The 22,182-nt window shown below is 61.9% G+C and carries 16 protein-coding genes and 1 pseudogene; 15 read left to right on the top strand and 2 right to left on the bottom strand.

Annotated elements, in window-relative coordinates; all coding sequences use genetic code 11:
- Positions 1-22: 22 nt before the first annotated feature.
- Together aspS and LVD12_RS06380 are read left to right on the top strand one after the other, a co-directional pair.
- The gene (gene aspS / locus LVD12_RS06385; protein ID WP_237066577.1) at positions 23-1,801 is read left to right on the top strand and encodes an aspartate--tRNA ligase; all 1,779 of its coding nucleotides are present in this window, start codon (positions 23-25) and stop codon (positions 1,799-1,801) included.
- A gap of 72 nt (positions 1,802-1,873) precedes the next feature.
- Positions 1,874-2,617, top strand: a complete 744-nt coding sequence (locus LVD12_RS06380) for a YebC/PmpR family DNA-binding transcriptional regulator (protein ID WP_237066575.1) — start codon at positions 1,874-1,876, stop codon at positions 2,615-2,617.
- A 94-nt stretch (positions 2,618-2,711) separates the two neighbouring features.
- Here the strand turns inward: LVD12_RS06380 and LVD12_RS06375 are convergent, their stop codons facing one another.
- Positions 2,712-3,305, bottom strand: coding sequence for a lysophospholipid acyltransferase family protein (locus LVD12_RS06375; RefSeq protein ID WP_237066573.1), 594 nt, complete (start codon positions 3,303-3,305; stop codon positions 2,712-2,714).
- Between the two features lie 110 nt (positions 3,306-3,415).
- Positions 3,416-5,083, bottom strand: coding sequence for a DNA repair protein RecN (gene recN, locus LVD12_RS06370; RefSeq protein ID WP_237066571.1), 1,668 nt, complete (start codon positions 5,081-5,083; stop codon positions 3,416-3,418).
- 268 nt (positions 5,084-5,351) lie between these two features.
- On the opposite strand from recN, the gene grpE reads away from it, so the two are divergent.
- From grpE to LVD12_RS06305, 13 genes and pseudogenes are all read left to right on the top strand, one after another.
- Positions 5,352-5,999 (top strand): nucleotide exchange factor GrpE, encoded by a 648-nt coding sequence (grpE, locus tag LVD12_RS06365; protein ID WP_237066569.1) that lies wholly within the window; start codon positions 5,352-5,354, stop codon positions 5,997-5,999.
- Between the two features lie 131 nt (positions 6,000-6,130).
- Positions 6,131-8,071 (top strand): molecular chaperone DnaK, encoded by a 1,941-nt coding sequence (dnaK, locus tag LVD12_RS06360; protein WP_237066567.1) that lies wholly within the window; start codon positions 6,131-6,133, stop codon positions 8,069-8,071.
- Between the two features lie 196 nt (positions 8,072-8,267).
- The gene (dnaJ, locus tag LVD12_RS06355; RefSeq protein ID WP_237066565.1) at positions 8,268-9,386 is read left to right on the top strand and encodes a molecular chaperone DnaJ; all 1,119 of its coding nucleotides are present in this window, start codon (positions 8,268-8,270) and stop codon (positions 9,384-9,386) included.
- A 731-nt stretch (positions 9,387-10,117) separates the two neighbouring features.
- Positions 10,118-10,930, top strand: a complete 813-nt coding sequence (dapB, locus tag LVD12_RS06350) for a 4-hydroxy-tetrahydrodipicolinate reductase (protein WP_237066563.1) — start codon at positions 10,118-10,120, stop codon at positions 10,928-10,930.
- Between the two features lie 27 nt (positions 10,931-10,957).
- A pseudogene (locus tag LVD12_RS06345) lies at positions 10,958-11,395 on the top strand (ATP-dependent zinc protease family protein); the annotation flags it as partial.
- Positions 11,396-11,479: 84 nt separating this feature from the next.
- Positions 11,480-12,430 carry a 30S ribosomal protein S6--L-glutamate ligase gene (gene rimK, locus LVD12_RS06340; RefSeq protein WP_237066855.1) on the top strand — a complete coding sequence of 317 codons (951 nt, stop codon included), beginning with the start codon at positions 11,480-11,482 and terminating at the stop codon, positions 12,428-12,430.
- Positions 12,431-12,675: 245 nt separating this feature from the next.
- The gene (locus tag LVD12_RS06335; protein ID WP_237066561.1) at positions 12,676-13,263 is read left to right on the top strand and encodes a YfiR family protein; all 588 of its coding nucleotides are present in this window, start codon (positions 12,676-12,678) and stop codon (positions 13,261-13,263) included.
- Between the two features lie 350 nt (positions 13,264-13,613).
- Positions 13,614-14,783, top strand: coding sequence for a glutamine-hydrolyzing carbamoyl-phosphate synthase small subunit (gene carA, locus LVD12_RS06330; RefSeq protein ID WP_237066559.1), 1,170 nt, complete (start codon positions 13,614-13,616; stop codon positions 14,781-14,783).
- A gap of 74 nt (positions 14,784-14,857) precedes the next feature.
- Positions 14,858-18,088, top strand: a complete 3,231-nt coding sequence (carB, locus tag LVD12_RS06325) for a carbamoyl-phosphate synthase large subunit (RefSeq protein ID WP_237066557.1) — start codon at positions 14,858-14,860, stop codon at positions 18,086-18,088.
- 127 nt (positions 18,089-18,215) lie between these two features.
- On the top strand, positions 18,216-18,692 hold the full coding sequence (gene greA / locus LVD12_RS06320) for a transcription elongation factor GreA (RefSeq protein ID WP_237066555.1): 477 nt from the start codon (positions 18,216-18,218) through the stop codon (positions 18,690-18,692).
- Positions 18,693-18,963: 271 nt separating this feature from the next.
- A complete protein-coding gene (locus LVD12_RS06315) occupies positions 18,964-20,010 on the top strand; it encodes an HlyD family secretion protein (protein WP_237066553.1) in 1,047 nt (348 codons plus the stop codon).
- Positions 20,000-20,950: an ABC transporter ATP-binding protein gene (locus LVD12_RS06310; protein WP_237066551.1), complete on the top strand. Its 951-nt coding sequence runs from the start codon at positions 20,000-20,002 to the stop codon at positions 20,948-20,950. Before LVD12_RS06315 ends, LVD12_RS06310 begins: the two co-directional genes overlap by 11 nt.
- Positions 20,947-22,053 (top strand): ABC transporter permease, encoded by a 1,107-nt coding sequence (locus LVD12_RS06305; protein WP_237066549.1) that lies wholly within the window; start codon positions 20,947-20,949, stop codon positions 22,051-22,053. The genes LVD12_RS06310 and LVD12_RS06305 overlap by 4 nt, the downstream gene beginning before the upstream one ends.
- Positions 22,054-22,182: the final 129 nt, after the last annotated feature.

Here is a 22,182-nt window from a genome sequence, read left to right as displayed (position 1 = left end):
CAAGACAACGGGAATGTTATCCATGCGCAGCGACTACTGTGGCGCCCTTCGTTCTGCGGACATCGGCCGCGAAGTAACCCTGTGCGGCTGGGTGGACCGCCGCCGCGACCACGGCGGAGTCATCTTCATCGACCTGCGCGACCGCGACGGTATCGTGCAGGTGGTCTTTGACCCCGACGCCGCTGAGCATTTCGAACAGGCCGACCGCGTGCGCACCGAGTATGTGCTGAAGGTCAAGGGCCGGGTGCGCGCCCGCTCCGAGGCCACCGTCAACCCGAACATGGATACCGGTGAGGTGGAGGTTTACGGCAATGAGCTGGAGATTCTCAATGTCGCCGAGACGCCGCCTTTCCAGCTGGATGAACATACCAACGTGGGCGAGGACGTGCGGCTCAAGTACCGCTACCTGGACCTGCGTCGCGATGAGATGCAGCGCAACCTGCGTTTCCGCTCGAAGCTGACCACCGCCATCCGCAACTACCTGGACGGCATGGGGTTCCTGGATATCGAAACCCCGATCCTGACCCGCGCCACACCCGAGGGCGCCCGCGATTACCTGGTGCCGAGCCGCACCCACGACGGCAAGTTCTTCGCGCTCCCGCAGTCGCCGCAGCTGTTCAAGCAGCTGTTGATGGTGTCCGGCTTCGACCGCTACTACCAGATTGCCAAGTGTTTCCGTGATGAAGACCTGCGGGCGGATCGCCAGCCGGAATTCACCCAGATCGATATCGAGACCTCCTTCCTCGATGAAGAGGACATCATGTCCATTACCGAGGGCATGGTGCGCAGCCTGTTCCAGGAGCTACTGGACGTGGACCTGGGCGAGTTCCCGCGCATGTCCCATTACCAGGCGATGCTGCGCTACGGTTCTGACAAGCCTGACCTGCGAATCCCGCTGGAGCTGGTGGAGATCAAGGACCTGATGACCGAGGTGGACTTCAAGGTGTTCTCCGGTCCGGCCAATGACCCGAAAGGGCGCGTGGCCGCCATCAAGGTAACCGGCGGCAACGACAAGCTCACCCGCAAGCAGATCGATGACTACGGCAAGTTTGTCGGCATCTACGGTGCCAAGGGCCTGGCCTATATCAAGGTCAACGACCGTTCCGACCTGGAAAACGGGCTGCAGTCACCGATCGTGAAGTTCCTGCCGCTGGAAGTGCGCGCGGCGATTCTCGAGCGCCTGGAAGCCGAGACCGGCGACCTGATCTTCTTCGGGGCGGATTCCCACAAGGTGGTTTCCGAGTCCCTGGGCGCGCTGCGCTGCAAGCTGGGTGAGGACCTGAACCTGTATACCAGCGAATGGGCGCCGCTGTGGGTTGTGGCTTTCCCGATGTTCGAGGAAGACGACGATGGCAGCCTCACCGCGCTGCACCATCCGTTCACGGCCCCTTCCTGCTCGCCTGAAGAGCTGGAACAGAATCCGTTGGGCGCCCTGTCACGCGCCTACGATATGGTGCTGAACGGCACCGAGCTCGGCGGCGGTTCCGTGCGCATCCACGACCAGGCCATGCAGCAGGTCGTGTTCCGCATTCTCGGCATCGATGCCGACGAGCAGCGGGAAAAATTCGGCTTCCTGCTCGATGCGCTCAAGTATGGTGCGCCGCCCCATGGCGGCCTGGCATTTGGCCTCGACCGCCTGGTGATGTTGATGACCGGCAGCGATTCGATTCGCGATGTCATCGCCTTCCCGAAAACCCAGAGCGCCGCCTGCGTGATGACCGATGCCCCCGGCACCGTGGACTCCCGCCAGCTGCGCGAGCTGAATATTCGCCTGCGCCTCAAAGAAGAGCAGGTCAGCTGAATGTCACTGCGCCGCCAGCCTTCTGGAGGCGCCAGTCACTCAAGCCATAACTGATTCAACCGGAGAGTTCTGATGGCCGGACACAGTAAATGGGCCAATATCAAACACCGCAAGGCGGCCCAGGATGCCAAGCGCGGCAAGGTATTTACCAAGATCATCCGCGAGCTGACCGTGGCCGCGAAATCGGGTCCCAACCCGGAAGACAACCCGACGCTGCGCGCCACCATCGACAAGGCGCTTGCGGCCAATATGAAAAAGGACACCATCGAGAAGGCTATTGCCCGCGGTGCCGGTAACGCTGAGGGTGATAACTACGAGGCGGTGACCTACGAAGGTTATGGCGCGGGTGGTGTGGCCGTGCTGGTGGAGTGCCTGACTGACAACCGCAACCGTACCGTGGCCGAGGTCCGGCACGCTTTTACCAAGCGCGGCGGCAACCTGGGTACCGACGGCTCCGTGGCCTATCTGTTCTCGCGCAAGGGGCAGATGTATTACGAGCCGGGCGTGGATGAAGACACCCTGATGGAGGCGGCCCTGGAGGCTGGTGCCGAGGATATCGAGACCAACGATGACGGCAGTATCGAAGTCACCACCGAATTCCAGGAGTATATGGCGGTCAAGGACGCGCTGACCGCGGCGGGATTCAAGCCGGACAATGCCGAAATCGCCATGATTCCCGCCACCACTGTGCCCATGGACAGGGACGGCGCGGAAAAAGTACTGGCGTTGGTGGACATGCTCGAGGACCTGGACGACGTCCAGAACGTCTACACCAATGCGGATATCCCTGATGAAGTGATGGCCGAACTGGGCTGATCGATTTCACCGCAGGTAAAAACAAAAAAGACGGGCCGGGGCCCGTCTTTTTTTTATGCGCGCTTTTTGATGTCAATCCGGTATGCCGGGTGGGTCAGATCGGCGGCGTGTAAAGCTCCGGGTACTTGCCGATCTTGTCGGCATAGAAATCCCGGAAGCGTTTCAGTTCGGCCTCCAGGTCTTCCCCCATCTGGAATACCGGGCCGAGCCCTACTTCCTTCTTGGGGAAGTTGATGAAGCCGCACACCACCGGTACCCCGGCGCCCCGGGCAATGTGGTAGAAGCCGGTTTTCCAGCGCTCGGCATGGCCGCGGGTGCCCTCCGGTGGCACCGCCACAATCAGCGATTCATTGCGATTGAAAGCGTTGATGGTGCCCTCCACCAGGTTGTTGGCCTTGCTGCGGTCAACGGCAATGCCGCCGAACCAGCGCATGATGCCGCCGAGGGGGAATTTGAACAGGTTGTCCTTTCCCATCCACTGCGGCACCAGTTTCAGCTTCAGCGCAACGAGGATGAAGTAGTAGCCGTCCCAGTTGGTGGTGTGCGGTGCACCCAGCAGGACATATTTCTTCAGTTGTTGCGCATTTTCGTCGTTGACGACGCGCCAGCCGTGCAGCTTGAGCAGCAGGCGGGCGCCCTGGCGCAACAGGGGGGTGATCAGTGGGGTGTTGAATATGGTTCTTTGCATGAGTCGGGCCCGAATAACCTCAGGCGGCGCAGTATAAGGTGACTTGCTGCGCCGATATCGGTCATTTTAGGCCGTCGACCCATGCTTTGCGTGGCCCTCTGGTCAGATTTTCAGGCCCGCTCCAGCATCTCACCGGCATGGGCGAGGGACTGCTCGGTGGGTTCGCCCCCCAGCATGCGGGCAATTTCCACACGGCGTTCAGCGTCTTCCAGTTCCCGCAGGGACACAAATGCGCTGTCGCCGTCGGCATGCTTCTCCACCAGGTACTGGCGGTGCGCCCGTGCCGCCACCTGTGCCAGGTGGGTCACACAGATGACCTGGCCAGTGCGGCCGTCGCGGGACTCTCCGAGCTGCCGCAGCAGGCGTCCGACCACATCGCCGGTGGCGCCGCCGATACCCACGTCCACCTCATCGAACACCAGGGTGGGGGTGCGGGAGGTCTGCGCGGTCACTACCTGAATGGCCAGGCTGACTCGTGACAGTTCGCCACCCGAGGCAATCTTGCCCAGAGCCCGCGGCGGTTGGCCGGGGTTGGTGGCGATCAGGATCTCCACTTCCTCCAGGCCACTGGCAGCGGGTTTCTCCAGTGGCTGCAGGGCCAGCTCGATGCGCGCGTGGGGCATGGCCAGCGCGGCCAGCTGCCTGTTGACGGCTTCCGCGAGCTGCAGGGCCGCCTTCGCCCGTAACTGGCTGAGGCGCGCGGCCACCTCCCGATAGCTGGATTCCAGGGTCTCGCACTCAGCCGCCATCTTGTCGAGGGCATCCGGTGCGCCGATCTCGTCCAGTTCCGCCTGCAGCTGTGCCTGCAGTTCCGGCAGTTGTTCGGGCTGGACCCGGTGCTTGCGTGCAGTCTGGTAGATGGCGCTGAGGCGCTCCTCCACCTCGGCGAGCCGCTCGGGGTCCATTTCGAAACCGTCGATATGGCGGGACAGGGTGCCGGCAGCCTCGTCGACCTGGATGCGCGCACTGTCGAGCATCTGACCCACCTCGGCCAGTGCGGGGGACTGTTCCGGCATGGCTGTGAGCAGTTGCAGTGCCCGGTGCAGTTGTTCGGCGATATCGCCCTCGCCACCGGACAGCATTGCGGCCAGCTGATAGCTGCCACTGAGGATCTCGCCGGCGTTGGCCAGCTGGCGCTGCTCGCTCTCGAGGGACTCTATTTCATCCGGTTTCAGGTCCAGTTGTTCCAGCTCTTCCAGCTGGTACTGCAGCAGTTCCCGGCGGGCTTCGGTCTCCTCGACACTCTCTGCCAGGGCGCGGTAGCGGCGGTAGCGGTCCTGCCAGGTCTTGAAATGGATGCGGGTTTCCGCCGCCAGCGCCTGCGCTTCGGCGTACTCATCGAGAAGGCGGCGATGGGTTTCCTTTTTCAGCAGCGACTGGTGTTCGTGCTGGCTGTGGATATCGATCAGCTGCTCGCCCAGGGCGCGCAGCTGCAGCAGGGTCACCGGCTGCCCATTGATATAGGCGCGGGAGCGCCCGTCGGCGCTGATGGTGCGGCGCAGGATCACTTCGCGGCCGGCGTCCATCTCCTGCTCTTCCAGCCAGGCGGACGCTTCCGGGTGGTCAGCGATATCAAAGGTGGCGTGGATGTCGGCGCGGTTGGCGCCGGCCCGGACCAGGTCGGCACTGCCGCGGTCGCCGAGGGCCAGGCCCAGGGCGTCGAGCGTGATGGACTTGCCGGCGCCGGTCTCACCGGTCAGGGCGCTGGTGCCCGGGCCGAATTCCAGCTCCAGCTGGTCCACCAGGGTGAACTGACTGATCGACAGGTGCAGCAACATAGGAATCGCTTCTTTGGCCGTTCTTATTGGGTCGCCGGGGCGGGTCCGGCACTGGGTGAATCAGTGGTTATTTATACAGTAATGGATGCCTGTTCGCCAGAGGGGCAGCGGGACATTACTCTCACGTGAAAATCCACTTGAAGAATAGGGCTTAGGCCCCATATAGCCCTGCACTTGCCGAGATTTGCCGTGGGACAGGCGTCCGGCGGCGAGGAACGGACCGAACACCACGCGATTTATTTGACACCCGACGCGACGGAGTACAGCAGTGGCCAGAGAGCGCAGCGAAGAAAAGCAGAATATGGACAGCGGGGCCGAGCACCACGAAGCCCTGAGCGACCAGCACAGCGAGCCTGAAGAGCACAGGCCCGAGGTGGAGATGGAAGTCCCCTCCTCCGAGGAGCAGCACGAGGCCGAGGAGGCCCTGCACGAAGAGGCCCACAGTGCCGAGGCATTGAAAGCACAAGTCATCAGCCTGCAGGAGCAGATCGGCATCCAGAGGGATACGGTATTGCGCGCCCAGGCCGAGGCCCAGAATGCCCGGCGGCGGGCGGAGCAGGATATCGACCGTGCACGCAAGTATGCGACCGAAAAGCTGCTGCAGGACCTGCTGCCGGTAGTGGATAACCTGGAGCGCGCACTGGCCAGCATCGACAGTGGTGACGAGGCCAACAAGGCCGTCATCGAGGGCATCGAACTTACCCGCAAATCTTTCCTGGACAGCCTGGCCAAGAACGGTGTCGAGGCGGTGGACCCGACCGGCGAGCCCTTTGACCCGGAGCTGCATCAGGCCATGACCCAGGTGCCGAACGGCGACGTGGAGCCCAACACCGTGCTGGAAGTGTTCCAGAAAGGTTACCGCCTGCACGGCCGGCTGGTGCGCCCGGCGATGGTCGTTGTCAGCAAAGCCCCATAAGGGAATTTGGGGCGGAGCTGAAGAAAGCCCCTTGAAATCGTAAGGCCGGCACCAATATAGCTGGCAACACCGAATACAAACGCGCACAGGCCCCGGCACAGGGCCGCGCGCAGAGACTAGAGGACTTACTGATGGGAAAAATTATCGGCATCGACCTGGGTACCACCAACAGCTGTGTGGCGGTTCTGGAAGGCGATAAGGCGCGCGTGATCGAGAACGCCGAGGGTAACCGCACCACGCCGTCCATCGTTGCCTTCACCGATGACAACGAGATCCTGGTGGGCCAGTCTGCAAAGCGCCAGGCGGTGACCAACCCGCAGAACACCCTGTACGCGGTCAAGCGCCTGATCGGCCGCAAGTTCAAGGATGACGTGGTGCAGAAGGACATCAAGATGGTGCCCTACCAGATCATCGAAGCCGACAACGGCGATGCCTGGGTGGAAGTGAGGGGCGACAAGAAGGCGCCGCCGCAGATCTCCGCCGAAGTGCTGAAGAAGATGAAAAAGACCGCTGAGGACTTCCTCGGTGATAAGGTCGATGCCGCGGTCATCACCGTGCCGGCCTACTTCAACGACTCCCAGCGCCAGGCCACCAAGGATGCCGGCCGTATCGCCGGCCTGGACGTAAAGCGCATCATCAACGAGCCGACTGCGGCTGCGCTGGCTTACGGCATGGACAAGAAGGGCGGTGACCGCACCATCGCAGTCTACGACCTGGGTGGCGGTACCTTTGATATCTCCATCATCGAGATTGCCGACGTCGACGGTGAGAAGCAGTTTGAGGTGCTGTCCACCAACGGTGACACCTTCCTCGGTGGTGAGGATTTCGACCTGCGCCTGATCGACTACCTGGCCGAGCAGTTCAAGAAAGAGCAGGGCATCGACCTCAAGGGCGATCCCCTGGCCATGCAGCGCCTGAAGGATGAGGCCGAGAAGGCCAAGATCGAGCTGTCCTCCAGCCAGCAGACCGAGGTGAACCTGCCGTACATCACAGCAGACGCCACCGGTCCCAAGCACCTGGTGGTGAAGCTGACCCGCGCCAAGCTGGAGAGCCTGGTGGAAGACCTGGTGACCCGCTCCCTGGAGCCGGTCAAGACCGCCCTCGCCGACGCGGACCTGTCCGCTTCCGGTGTGGACGAGGTGATCCTGGTCGGCGGCCAGACCCGCATGCCGCTGGTGCAGCAGAAAGTGACCGAGTTCTTCGGCAAGGAGCCGCGCAAGGACGTGAACCCGGACGAAGCCGTAGCCATGGGCGCTGCGATTCAGGGTGCAGTGCTGTCTGGCGACGTGAAGGACGTGCTGCTGCTGGATGTGACCCCCCTGACCCTGGGTATCGAGACCATGGGTGGTGTGGCCACGCCGCTGATCGACAAGAACACCACTATTCCGACCAAGAAGTCGCAGGTATTCTCCACCGCCGAGGACAACCAGGGGGCCGTGACCATCCATGTGGTGCAGGGTGAGCGCAAGCAGGCGGCACAGAACAAGTCCCTGGGCCGCTTCGACCTGGCGGATATCCCGCCGGCACCGCGCGGCATGCCGCAGATCGAAGTGACCTTCGATATCGATGCCAACGGCATCCTGCATGTACACGCCAAGGACAAAGCCACCGGCAAGGAGCAGTCCATCGTGATCAAGGCCTCCTCCGGCCTGTCCGATGAAGAGATCGAAAAGATGGTGCAGGATGCCGAGGCCAATGCCGAGGCAGACAAGCAGTTCGAGGAGCTGGTCACAGCGCGCAACACCCTCGACAGCCTGATTTCTGCTACCAAGAAGACCCTCGAGGAGGCCGGTGACAAAGTCACCGCCGATGAGAAGTCTGCGATCGAGGCGGCGCTGTCTGAGGCGGAAGAAGCCGTGAAGGGCAACGACAAGGCGGCCATGGAAGCGGCCACCACCAAGCTGACCGAGGCCTCCGGCCCGGTGGCCCAGAAGATGTACGCCGAGCAGGCGCAGGCGGCGCAGGGTGCCGAGGGCGCAGCCGGCGGCGAGCAGGGCCAGCAGTCCGGTGGCGACGACGCCGTGGATGCTGAGTTCGAAGAAGTGAAGGACGACAAGAAAGAGGACAAGTAAGCCGCGAACCAGCGGGCTGAAAGTCCTTCGCGGGGCGCGGCGGTTTACCGAAAGGGGCCGCCGCGCCCCTGTCGTTTGCGGCCGGTGAACCGGTAGTGGGCGATATCGCCGACGGGAGAGCGGCGTGTTTGGGTTCGGGAGAAAGAGAACAAAGACAGCCTGACCGGCAAGCTGGCCGGTCCAGAGAAACAGATTTATGTCGAAGCGCGATTACTACGAAATTCTCGGTGTCAGCAAAAGTGCGGACGAGAAAGAGCTGAAAAAAGCCTACCGCCGGGTGGCGATGAAATATCACCCGGACCGCAATCCCGATGACAAAGAGGCGGAGGCCAAGTTCAAGGAGGCCAACGAGGCCTACGAGGTGCTGTCCGATCCGCAGAAGAAAGCCGCTTACGACCAGTTCGGCCACGAGGGCGTCGAGGGACAGATGGGCGGCGGAGCCGGTGGCTTCGGCGGTTTCTCCGATATTTTCGGCGACGTGTTCGGCGACATCTTTGGCGGCGGTGGTGGCCGTCGGGGCGGCCCGGCACGGGGTTCTGACCTGCGTTACGACCTGGAACTGGACCTGGAGGACGCAGTGCGCGGCACCACCGTCAAGATCCGTGTGCCCACTCTGGTTGGCTGTGGCACCTGTGACGGTTCTGGGGCCAAGCCCGGTTCCAAGCCGCAAACCTGTGGCACCTGTGGCGGTGTCGGCCAGGTGCGCATACAGCAGGGCTTTTTCTCCGTCCAGCAGACCTGTCCCAACTGTCGCGGGCGCGGCACTATCATCAGCGATCCCTGCAGTAGCTGTCACGGCGCCGGGCGTGTGGAGGAGACCAAGACCCTGTCCGTGAAAGTGCCGCCGGGTGTGGATACCGGTGACCGCATTCGCCTGTCTGGCGAGGGCGAGGCGGGGCCGGATGGCGGACCGCCCGGAGATCTGTATGTCCAGGTGGTGGTGAAGGAGCACGAGCTGTTCCAGCGCGACGGGCGCAACCTTTACTGCGAGGTGCCGATCAGCTTTGTCACTGCGGCCCTCGGCGGCGAGCTGGAAGTGCCGACCCTGGATGGCAAGGTAAAATTGAAGATCCCGGCCGAGTCCCAGACCGGCAAGCTGTTCCGCCTGCGCGGCAAGGGCGTGACTCCGGTGCGCGGTGGTGCGCCCGGTGACCTGCTTTGCCGGGTCGTGGTCGAGACCCCGGTCAACCTGACGGGCAAGCAGAAGGAGCTGCTGCAGGAATTTGCCGGTACCCTGAGTGAAAAGAAAAATTCTCCCCGCCAGACCGGCTGGTTTGAAGGGGTGAAAAACTTCTTCGGTGATATGAAGCTGTGATTCGTTTGCGGCGCAGCCCCGGCAGCGCCGTCAACCCTCTCCCTTACTTCGCCATCTGTATGCTCCTCCAGAGCGGCCCCGCCCTTTTTCTCCAGTCGTCGGCGAAACTCCCGATGATGCTCCCGCTGGATTTCCTTCAGGGGCTCGAGCTGGCCCGGTGTCAGTAACGGTACCAACGCAACCCGGTCCCGGCGCAGATGGCGAGCATCCTGGCATTGATCTCCTCCACTTACTGCTGACAAAGGTGTGGCAAGCGTCCAGTAAGGCAACCACAGGGCTTCAGCATTTCTTTCTGGCGCTGGAAATTCCGCTCCAGGATCGGCAGTGCGTTCTCTTCCTGCCCCGGCGTCAGTTCCAGGCGCAGGCTCACCCCGTCGGTGATATCGTCATATTTTTTTCAGAAGTCCGGCCCCGGCCCTTCGTCGCGTACACAGCCGGTAAAGGAAAGCCGGATGACGTGAGCAGCGCCCAACTGGGCGGCAGGATCGCCCGTGCGCTTATTACCTGTGAGACTGTGTGAGGCGGCATTATCCAATCTCCAGGAGGTTCCGAAGCCAGGCCTGTGGTTAGGGCGGGAAACGTGATCGCCGAGCCGTTGGAGAAAATAGCCGCCATCTATTGCCCGATCCCGTGGTTGGACGGTGCGGCTCTGTTATCTTTTCGCTAGCGCAGGGACAGGTACCGGTGCTGCGCGGTAGAATCCGCCGCTTTATGCAAGGAGGGGAGGTCCCATGGCAGTGAAGGTTGCAGTCACCGGGTTTGGTGGCCGGATGGGAAGAGCATTGGCTGAGGCGCTGGCGCAGTCGGATCGGGCGCAACTCTCCGCTGCCGTGGTACGGCCGGAATCCAGCCTGGTCGGTGCCGATGCCGGCGAGGTGGCCGGCCTTGGCAATTGCGGGCTGCCGATCGTCGGCGGGTTGGAGGGCGCGGACTTCGATGTGCTGATCGATTTTTCTGCCCCTGTGGCCACACTGGCCAACGCCACTTTCTGTGCCGGACATGGCAAGCCGATCGTCATCGGCACCACCGGTTTCAGCAGCGGAGAAAAAGCGCAGCTGCTGCAGGCGGCAGAACAGATCCCCCTCTGCCTGGCCAGCAATTTTTCCACCGGTGTGAATCTCTGTTTCAATCTGTTGGAAACCGCTGCGCGGGTCATGGGGCAGGATGCGGATATCGAAATCGTCGAGGCCCACCATCGCCATAAAGTGGACGCCCCTTCCGGTACTGCACTGAGCATGGGTGAAGTGGTTGCCGATACCCTGGGGCGCGATCTGTCGCAGGTGGCCGTGTACGGTCGTGAAGGGCAGACCGGTGCCCGGGACCGGGACACCATCGGTTTTGCCACTGTGCGCGGCGGCGATGTGGTGGGCGATCACACGGTGATGTTCCTCGCTGACGGTGAGCGGGTGGAAATCAGCCACCGCGCCAGCAGCCGCCTTTCTTTTGCCCGCGGCGCCGTGCGTGCGGCACTGTGGCTGGCAGGCGAGGGTGCCGACCAGCGCGCTCCCGGCCACTACGATATGCGCGATGTGCTGGGTCTGTAATCTCAACAGTATGCTTTCTGCTGCACAGTGCGCAGCGTTTTCCAGTTCAAGGAGTCAGTGAGTTTGGAAAAAAAATTGATTGTCGGCAGTGAGGAGTGGTGCAGCTTCCCCGCTCTGGGAATTCCTGCCATCAAAGCGCGGGTGGATTCCGGAGCCAAGACCTCCAGCCTGCACGCCTACAACATCCAGACATTCAAACGGGATGGCGAGCCCTGGGTGAGCTTCGAGGCGCACCCGCTGCAGCACTTGCGGCGGCCCTCGGTGCGCTGTGAGGCGAAGCTGCTGGACAAGCGCATGGTGCGCAGTTCTTCCGGCGAAGCGGAAAAGCGTCCGGTGATCCGCACATCCCTCTCCATTGGCGGCAGCGTCTGGGATATTGAGCTGACCCTCACCAACCGTGACAGCATGGGCTACCGGATGCTGCTGGGGCGCGAAGCGATGCTCGGGCGCATGTTGGTGGACCCTTCCGAGAGTTTCTGTCTCGGTGACGTTCGCCCCAGTGAGCTGGAGGAGTACTACCGGGACGAGCACCATATCGCCGGCACCGGCCTGCGCATCGGCCTGCTGGCCTCCAACCCGGATTTGTACAGCAACCAGCGCATCATGGAGGCGGGCGCCGAACGCGGCCATCGCATGAGCTTCCTGGATATCCGCCAGTGCTATATGAAACTGGATCCCTCGGATCCGGAAGTCCATTACCGCGATGGGCGCATCCTCAATAACCTGGATGCGGTCATTCCCCGCATCCGCCCCAGCCAGACGTTCTACGGCTGCGCGCTCACACGGCACTTCGAGAGCCTGGGAGTCTTCGCTCTCAATGGCTCCGCGGCTATCAGCCAGTCACGGGACAAACTGTTCTCCCTGCAGCTGTTGCAGCAGAGCGGCCTGAATATTCCTACCTCCGGCTTTGCCAACTCGCCGGTGGATACCAACGAGCTGATCGACATGGTGGGTGGCGCCCCTCTGATTGTGAAGCTGCTGGAAGGTACCCAGGGGCGCGGGGTGGTGCTGGCCGAGACCCGCAAGGCGGCCGAGTCGGTGATCAATGCCTTCAAGTCCCTCAAGGCCAACCTGCTGGTACAGGAGTTTATCCGCGAGGCCCAGGGGCGGGATCTGCGCCTGTTCGTGATCGACGGCAAGGTGGTGGCAGCGATCCAGCGTGAGGCGGCCCCGGGCGAGTTCCGCGCCAATATCCACCAGGGCGGCACGGCATCGGTGGTCAAGGTTACCGCTGAGGAGAAGCGCCTGGCGGTAAAGGCGGCCAAGGTGCTGGGCCTCAAGGTGGCCGGTGTGGATATCATCCGCTCGAAGAAAGGGCCGCTGCTGCTCGAGGTGAATTCGTCCCCCGGCCTGGAGGGCATCGAAAGCGCCACCCGCAAGGATATCGCCGGCGCCATGATTGTCTCCATCGAGAAAGGTTTGAAGTGGCGCCCGCCCATTTCCGCCAACAGCAGTAGCCTGCAGGCCACTGATACTGGCGGTTCGTCGCCGGAAGACTGACAGCCCGCAGCTTTGCCGGGCAGCCCGGCTTTGGCAAAGGGTCGGGGCCGAGACTACCCTCAAGTTGGGAGACTGCGCATTCGACTGCGCGTGTCTCCAGGGCGTGACGGGTGCGGTGGTGGCAGCACTCCCCCACCCGCCACCGCCGCCTATTCGGACTCTGGCCGCCATGGATGGGCGGCAATGGGGATCAGGGTTTCCCTCTGATTCACTTCGTTGATCGCGAAACGCACGGATTCGCTGGCATGAAAAGTAGCAGGCTGTATTCCGGGATTCACTCTTTACGCAGGGCCGCATTGGTGGGCGCTTGCGTGGTGGTGATACTGTTTGCGGGAAATGCCAGCGCCTCGCCGCGACTGTCCGAGACAGAGGCCGGCCGCCTGGTCATGGTCAATTACATCATCCATTTCGCCCACCATATCCAGTGGCCCATCGAGGCCTTCAACGGCACCGGAGCCCCCTTTCGGGTATGCATTGTCGGCGACGACCAGATCCGCGAGCCCCTTTGGGCCCGGCTCAAGCACCAGAGTATCGATGGGAGGCGGGCCTCTGTGGAGACGCTCGCGCACGGGGAATTGAGGCGGGCGCGGGATTGCCAGTTATTGCTGATGCTCGCCCTGCCGAGGGCGGACCAGCTGGAGATCATTGGCGCCTTGCAATTCTTCCCGGTGCTGACCATGAGCGACAGTCCGCGATTTGCAGCGACGGGGGGCATGGTGGAGTTTTCCGGCAGCGGCTCCAATGTGGCCCTGCGCCTCAACAAGACCATGCTGGAGCGGGCTGAGCTGAAAACCGGCAGCAGCCTTTTTCGGCTCACCCGGCTCGCGCCCTGAGCCGTAAGGGAGTTGGCCCTGACCGTGTGGCCGCAGTTTCCGCAATGCGCGAGCCGGAATTGGCGTTTTTTTGCACTGGCGCTAGCGGTCTGTTTGCCGTAGAATCTGCGCCCGGTTTGGGCATGTCCCACAGCGAGGTCTGTCTGTGTAGTGGCGGCCCCGTCATCGCCGGCGGCACGTGCCGGCCACAGTGTGAGAGCCGCGTGTGAAGAATTCCAAAAAGCGAGATGAAGCGGAAGTTTCATCTCGCTTTTTTATAGGGGCGATACGAGCAGTCCCTGCGCCAGCGCAGCCCTGTGGCGTCCCCGAACCGTCCCGCCCGGAAGCAGTCCTGAAGATTGGAGATCACGTTGATTAAAACTGACCCCACGCCGGAGTCCCTGATACCCCGCACCACCCCGGCCCTGCTGGTCCTCGCCGACGGCAGTGAATTCCACGGGCGCGCCATTGGCGCCCACGGCAGCTCCACCGGTGAAGTGGTGTTCAACACATCGATGACCGGTTATCAGGAGATCCTGACCGATCCCTCCTATGCCCGTCAGATCGTCACCCTGACTTATCCGCATATTGGTAATACCGGCACCAATGCCGAGGACGAGGAGTGCGGGGAAATCTGGGCGGCGGGCCTGGTAATCCGGGATCTGCCGCTGGTGGCCAGCAGCTTCCGCAACGAGCAGTCACTGGAGGAATACCTCAAGGCGCGCAACATTGTCGGCATTGCCGATATCGACACCCGCCGCCTGACCCGGTTGCTGCGCGACGGCGGTGCCCAGAGTGGCTGCATCGTTGCCGGTGAGGATATCGATCGCGACGCGGCGCTGGCCAAGGCGCGGGAATTCGCCGGCCTCAAGGGTATGGATCTGGCAAAAGTGGTCTCGACCAAGAAATCGTACCCGTGGAACGAGGGCTCCTGGGCGCTGGGTGAGGGCCACAAGCCGGCGCCGGCAGCCCAGCCCTACAAGGTTGTGGCCTACGATTTCGGGGTAAAGCGCAACATCCTGCGCATGCTGGTGGACCGTGGCTGTGAGATCACCGTGGTAGCGGCGGAAACTCCCGCCTCTGAAGTGCTGGCCATGAAGCCGGACGGAGTCTTCCTGTCCAACGGCCCGGGTGATCCCGAGCCCTGCGATTACGCCATCGCGGCTATCCGTGAGCTGCTGGACGCTGAAATGCCGATCTACGGTATCTGCCTGGGGCACCAGCTGCTGGGCCTGGCTGTGGGCGCCCGCACTGCGAAGATGAAATTCGGTCACCACGGTGGCAATCACCCGGTGCAGTGCCTGCAGAGTGGTCGCGTGATGATTACCGCGCAGAACCATGGCTTTGCCATCGACGAGGGCTCCCTGCCGGACAATGTGGAAGTGACTCACGTGTCCCTGTTCGACAAGACCAACCAGGGCATCCGCGTGAAGGACAAGCCGGCGTTCAGCTTCCAGGGGCACCCGGAAGCGAGCCCGGGCCCGCACGACATGGCGCCGCTGTTCGATCAGTTCATCGACCTGATGGCGGAACGCCGCTGAGCGACACCACAGCAAGACGCCCGAGAGACAACTTTAAAACGACCGGTTCCAGGCCGGCGTGAAGCGGAAGAAAGATGCCAAAACGCACAGACATCCAAAGCATTCTGATTATCGGCGCCGGTCCCATCGTGATCGGCCAGGCTTGTGAGTTCGATTACTCCGGTGCCCAGGCCTGTAAGGCGCTGCGGGAAGAGGGGTACCGGGTCATCCTGGTGAACTCCAACCCGGCCACCATCATGACCGACCCGGCCATGGCCGATGCCACTTACATCGAGCCGGTGGAGTGGAAGACCGTAGCCAAGATCATCGAGCAGGAACGCCCGGACGCCATCCTGCCCACCATGGGTGGCCAGACCGCGCTGAATTGCGCCCTGGCACTGGACAAGCACGGCGTGCTGGAAAAATACGGCGTGGAGCTGATCGGTGCCGACAAGCAAGCCATCGAGAAGGCCGAGGACCGCGACCTGTTCGACAAGGCGATGAAGTCCATCGGTCTCGAGACCCCGCGTGCCAAGATCGTGCACTCCATGGAAGAAGCGAAGAAAGTCCCGGAAGAGTTCGGCTTCCCGGTGATCATCCGCCCGTCCTTCACCATGGGTGGCTCTGGCGGCGGTGTGGCCTACAACTGGCCGGAATTCGAGGAGATCTGCAAGCGCGGACTCGATCTCTCGCCCACCAATGAACTGCTGATCGACGAATCCCTGCTCGGCTGGAAAGAGTACGAGATGGAGGTGGTTCGCGATAAGAACGACAACTGCATCATCGTATGCTCGATCGAGAACTTCGACCCGATGGGGGTGCACACCGGTGACTCCATCACCGTGGCCCCGGCGCAGACGCTGACCGACAAGGAATACCAGCTGATGCGTAACGCCTCGATCGCGGTGCTGCGCGAGATTGGCGTCGAGACCGGCGGCTCCAACGTGCAGTTCGGTGTGTGCCCGAAGACCGGCCGCATGGTCGTCATCGAGATGAACCCGCGGGTATCCCGCTCGTCGGCGCTGGCCTCCAAGGCCACCGGCTTCCCGATCGCCAAGGTGGCTGCGAAGCTGGCAGTGGGTTACACCCTCGATGAGCTGCAGAACGAGATCACTGGCGGTGCGACGCCGGCCTCTTTCGAGCCCTCCATCGATTACGTGGTCACCAAGATTCCGCGTTTCACCTTCGAGAAGTTCGGTGAGGCAGACGCCCGCCTGACCACCCAGATGAAATCCGTGGGTGAAGTGATGGCCATCGGCCGTACTTTCCAGGAGTCCCTGCAAAAGGCCCTGCGCGGCCTGGAAGTGGGCAGCTTTGGCCTGGAGAGCAAGATCGACCCGGAGGAGGACGGGGCCAAGGAGCGCCTGCGCCGCGAGCTGTCCGTGGCCGGTGCCGAGCGCATCTGGTATGTGGGCGATGCCTTCCGTATGGGAATGAGCGTCGAGGAAGTGTATGAGCTGTCCGCCATCGATCCCTGGTTCCTGGTGCAGATCGAAGAGCTGATCAAGATCGAGGAGCCCCTCAAATCCCTGCCGACCTCGGCGCTGACCGCCGAGCATATGCGTTACCTGAAGCGCAAGGGTTTCTCCGACAAGCGCCTGGCGGACCTGCTGGGTGTGAGCCAGAAAACCGTGCGCGAATTCCGCCAGAAGCTGGGCGTGTACCCGTCCTACAAACGGGTGGACACCTGTGCGGCAGAATTTGCCACCAGCACGGCTTACATGTACTCCACTTATGACGAGGAGTGCGAGGCCAATCCTTCCGACAAGAAAAAGATCATGGTGCTCGGTGGCGGTCCCAATCGCATCGGCCAGGGCATCGAATTCGACTACTGCTGTGTGCACGCGGCACTCGCCATGCGCGATGACGGTTACGAGACCATCATGGTCAACTGTAACCCGGAGACGGTTTCCACCGACTATGACACCTCCGACCGGCTGTATTTCGAGCCGGTAACTCTCGAGGATGTGCTGGAAATCGTGCGCAAGGAAAAGCCCACCGGGGTGATCGTCCAGTTCGGTGGCCAGACACCGCTGAACCTGGCGCGTTACCTGGCCGCCGAGGGCGTGCCGATTATCGGCACCACGCCGGAGCAGATCGATCGTGCGGAAGACCGCGAGCGCTTCCAGCAGATGATCATGCGCCTTGGCCTCAAGCAGCCCAAGAACGCCATTGTGCGCTCCATTACTGAAGCGGTGCAGGCAGCCAAGGAAGTGGGTTACCCGCTGGTGGTGCGCCCTTCCTACGTACTGGGCGGCCGTGCAATGGAAATCGTCTACAAGGAAGACGAACTGCTGAACTACATGAAGGAGGCGGTGCAGGTGTCTGAAGAGGCGCCGGTGCTGCTGGACAACTTCCTCAACGCGGCCATCGAAGTGGATATCGATGCGGTTTCCGACGGCCAGGACGTGGTGATCGGTGCCATCATGCAGCATATCGAACAGGCCGGCGTGCACTCCGGTGACTCCGCCTGTTCGCTGCCGCCCTACAGCCTGCCGGCGGACGTGCAGGACCAGATGCGCGAGCAGGTGAAGGCGATGGCCCGCGAACTGGGTGTGGTAGGCCTGATGAACACCCAGCTGGCGTACCAGGACGGCGAGATTTACGTGATCGAGGTCAACCCCCGTGCCTCCCGTACCGTGCCGTTCGTATCCAAGTGCATCGGCACTTCGCTGGCCAAGGTGGCGGCCCGCTGCCAGGCCGGTATCAGCCTGGCGGAGCAGGGGTTCACCGATGAGATCGTGCCGGATTACTTCTCCGTCAAGGAGTCAGTATTCCCGTTCAACAAGTTCCCGAAAGTGGATCCGATCCTCGGCCCCGAAATGAAATCCACCGGTGAGGTGATGGGCGTTGGCGCTACCTTTGCCGAGGCATTCGACAAGGGCCTGCTGGCCGCCGGTGATACACTGCCGGAGTCGGGCAAGGTGTTCATCTCCGTGCGCGACTTCGATAAGGATGCGGTGGTTTCCGTCGCACGCGACCTGTCGACCCTCGGTTTCGAGCTGGTGGCGACCCGCGGCACGGCCCAGGTGTTGCAAGATAACGGCATTGCCGTTACAACCGTCAACAAGATGAGCGAGGGTCGCCCGCATATCGTCGACATGATCAAGAACGACGAGATCGCGCTGGTGGTCAACACGACGGAAGGGCGTCAGGCCATTCGCGATTCCGCTGATATCCGTCGCAGTGCAGAAAATCATCAGGTTTGCTACACCACCACACTGGCGGCAGCCAAGGCGATGGCGCTGGCCATGCAGCTGGGCGAGCCGCTGAAGGTGCGCCGCCTGCAGGATTTGCACCAGCGCGTGGTCAAGCTGCCGGAGTAACGGCACTGGCCCGGACCGTGCTGCCCCTTTGCAGGCACGGTCGGCAACTCTGAACACAACAATCGCAGCCGGACCCCCGAACTTTCGGGGGTTCTGGTTCTGTCGTTATAAAAACTGGAGGCCCACCTTGAACCGGGTACCAATGACTGTTGAAGGCGCCGAGGCACTGCGCGCCGAACTGGAAAAACTGAAGAAAGTCGAACGCCCCGCTGTCGTGCAGGCGATCGCTGAGGCCCGTGAGCACGGGGACCTGAAGGAGAACGCCGAGTACCATGCCGCCCGTGAAAAGCAGGGCTTTATCGAGGGCCGCATTCAGGAGATCGAGGCCAAGCTGTCGCACGCTCAGGTCATCGATGTAAAGGCCATCGAGCCCAGTGACAAGGTGATCTTCGGTACCACCGTCACCATCATTCATATGGAAACGGATGAGGAAGTCACCTACAAGATCGTTGGTGACGATGAATCCGACGTGAAACAGAAAAAGATTTCGGTGAATTCACCCATTGCCCGGGCACTGATCGGCAAGGAAGTGGGCGATGTTGTGGAAGTGCATACGCCTTCCGGTGCGGTGGAGTATGAAATTGATTCCGTGGAGCACCTCTGAGCGGGCAGGTTCCTGGAAATAAGAAGGTGGCCATTGGGCCACCTTTTTTATTTCTGCCTCGGGCCCGGGGATACTCGCCACGCCAAAACTTGAACCCGGCCGTTATCTTCATTAATTTGGAGCATTCATCCCAAAAGTCGAGCCCGTCAATGGCCAGGGAATGTGCCGGTCTCAATCCGCCTGAACGGGGCGGTGACAGCGATGCTGCGGGGATAGCAGCGACCAGTCGATTTCTCCCTCATCCTTTCCTTGTTCAGGGTGCCAGCCCTTGATGCGTGCGCTGCCTGTCAAGGCCCTGATCTCCAGGCTACCCGCTCCTGTGCAGCTTGCGCTGACAGTCATCACCGTGGTGTTCCTGTCCGGCTGTGAACCAGAGCCGCCGCGCGTACTGGGAACGCTCGAGTGGGATCGGATAGCGCTACCGGCCCCGGTGGCAGAGAAAATTGTCGAGATCAAAGTCCGGGAAGGGGATCGTGTCAGCGCTGGCCAGATATTGATGGTGCTCGATGACAGTTCGGTCAGGGCGCGTAGGGACGCCGCGGGCGCAGAAGCGGAGCGGCAGCAAGCGCTGTTGCTCGAATTGCGTGAGGGGCCTCGCTCGGAGGAAATTGATCGGGCCAGGGCGGACTTGCAGCGGGTCCGCAGCCAGCTCAGGGATGCGGAAGCCCGTTATCGGCGCCTTGCCGAGTTGGCCAGGCAGCACTTCGTTTCCAGAGATGATCTAGACAGTGCCAGGGCCGCCGCCGAAAGTGCCCGCGCCCAGGTAGCTGCCGCAGAGGCTTTGCTCCTCGAGCTCGAGCGAGGCACCCGTTCGGAACGCATCGACCAGGCTCAGGCGGCGCTGGAAAGGGCCAGGTCGGAACAACAAGTCCAGCAAGCGTTACTGGATAAACTGGTGTTGCATGCACCACGGCCCGGGCTTGTCGACAGCATCCCGTTCAAGCTCGGTGATGAGGCACCGATTGGCGGGCCCTTGATCACTATGCTGGTCGGCGAAGCTCCCTACGCCCGGGTCTATATTCCACAGCCCATGCGAGCTGGCATACAGGTTGGCGATGCCGCATCCGTCACAATCGAGGGGGATGATAGAGATTACCCGGGGCGGGTAAGAATGATTCGCAGTGAACCGAGCTTCACGCCCTACTACGCATTGACTGGCGAGGACGTCTCCCGGCTCAGCTTCCTGGCCGAAATCCAGCTGGATAAGGCTGCTGTAGACCTGCCCTCGGGACTGCCACTGCAGGCGAGGTTCCCCGACGCCAGCGCTAATGTCGTCCCGTCCACAGCGCCCACAGCCGGGGGCGACGATGCCCGGTGATGAGGTAGCGATCCAGGCCAGCGGGCTCACCAAGTGTTTTGGCAGCCTTCGTGCTGTCGACAGCCTCGACCTTACCGTGAAGCGGCGACAGGTCTATGGCTTTCTCGGTCCGAATGGCTCCGGCAAATCCACGGCAATCCGTATGTTATGTGGACTGCTGACCCCCACTGCCGGGGACATCGAGGTGCTCGGACTGCGCATTCCCGAGCAGGCGGAGCAGCTCCGTTACCATATCGGTTATATGACCCAGCAATTTTCCCTGTTCAGCGACCTCACTGTGCGGGAAAACCTCGAATTTCTCGCGGCCATCCATGGGCTTGAAAGTCGCAATAGCCGTAAACGGGTGGAGCAGTTACTCCAGGAGTATCAGCTTGAGGAGCGGCAGCGACAGCTGGCCGGTACTTTGAGTGGTGGCCAGCGTCAGCGGTTGGCGCTCGCCGGTAGTGTGCTTCACCAGCCTGAGCTGCTTTTTCTCGATGAGCCTACCAGTGCGGTGGATCCGGAATCGAGGCGGGATTTCTGGGAAAAGTTGTTCGAACTGGCGGATGAGGGCACGACCATCCTGGTTTCCTCGCACTACATGGACGAGGCGGAGCGGTGCCACCGTCTGGCTGTGCTCGATCACGGCCGCCTGGTGGCCGACGGCAGCCCGGCAGAACTTACCGGTGGTCTGGAGGGGCGTACCTTTGAGGTGCACGCGCAAGAACCCCGCCGAGTACGTCAAAAGCTTTTACAGATCGCGGGGGTCATCAGTGCCGCGCAAATTGGCATGAACCTGCGGGTGCTCTGTGACGATTCAGGTGTGGATCTGCAGCAGTGGCAACAGTCGCTCGAGGGGGCGGGGCTGGAAGCGCAAATAGAGCCGACGGCGCCAAGCCTCGAGGATGTCTTTGTTGCGGTGACCAGCAAGCCGGCGCAAAAGCCCGAGGCCGTGTCGTGAACTGGCATCGCATGTGGGCAGTCCTGATCAAGGAGCTGCGCCAGGTGCGCCGCGACCGGGTCACGCTGGCAATGATAGTGGTGATTCCCATTCTGCAGCTGGTGCTGTTTGGCTACGCCATCAACATGAACCTGCGCCATCTCCCAGCCGCAATTGTCGACCAGGCCGGCACCAGCGGCTCGCGACAGCTGCTGATGGACATGCTGGCGACGGATATCATCCACCCGGTCAGTGATGCGCGAACCCCAGAGCAGGTAATGGACTTGTTGCGTCGCGGGGAAATCCAGGTTGGCGTGGTCATTCCGCAGGACTTTGAGCGACGCCTGGCGACAGGGGAATCCGCGGTACAGGTGCTGGTAGATGGTAGTGATACGGTGGTGCAGAGTGCGGCCAGACAGCTCGCCCAGATGCCGGTTGTGCGGGTTGACCGGGAGCGGCAGTTGAATTCTGTTCCGCTGCCCGAGAGCCCTTTTTCCGTGGTCAGCTTTTACAATCCGCAGCGGGTGTCGGCGATCAATATTGTACCGGGGCTGATTGGCATCATCCTCACCATGACCATGGTCATGTTCACCGCCATTGCCATCGTGCGGGAGCACGAGCGCGGGAATATGGAATTACTTATTGCGACACCGGTCAGTGGTGCTGAGCTGATGACCGGGAAAGTGTTGCCCTATGGCTTTATTGGCCTGATCCAGACCAGTCTGGTGTTGCTGTGTGGCATGTGGCTCTTCGGCGTGCCGATCCGGGGCAGCCTGCTGGATGTGTACCTGGCTGCGATTCTGCTCATCCTGGCCAACCTGACCCTCGGGTTGCTGATCTCTACCCGGGCGAAATCACAGTTCCAGGCCATGCAGATGACATTCTTTGTCTTTGTTCCCTCAATCCTCCTGTCCGGCTTCGTGTTCCCGTTCGAGGGTATGCCGGAACCGGCGCAGTGGATTGCGGAGCTATTGCCGCTCACACATTTTGTCCGCCTGATACGGGGTGTGATGTTGCGGGGAGCGGAACTGACGGAGCTGTGGCCCGATGTTCTGGCCCTGATCGTGTTTATCGGGGTGATGATGACTCTGGCAATCCTGCGGTTCAGTAAACGTCTCGACTAGCCCGCGTTTGCTTTCAGGGGCCCTCCCGGCTGACTCCCGGTGTACCCCCCGGGACCCGAGCAGACCGGCCGTCCCTGTAGTGGTTCGTCTGGTGGCTCGTCGTAGCTCCAGCTTTCCCTTTGGGCGTCA

It is taken from the genome of Microbulbifer guangxiensis, from assembly GCF_021729075.1.
Lineage (GTDB): Bacteria > Pseudomonadota > Gammaproteobacteria > Pseudomonadales > Cellvibrionaceae > Microbulbifer > Microbulbifer guangxiensis.
This window is presented reverse-complemented; position numbering and strand designations above follow the sequence as displayed.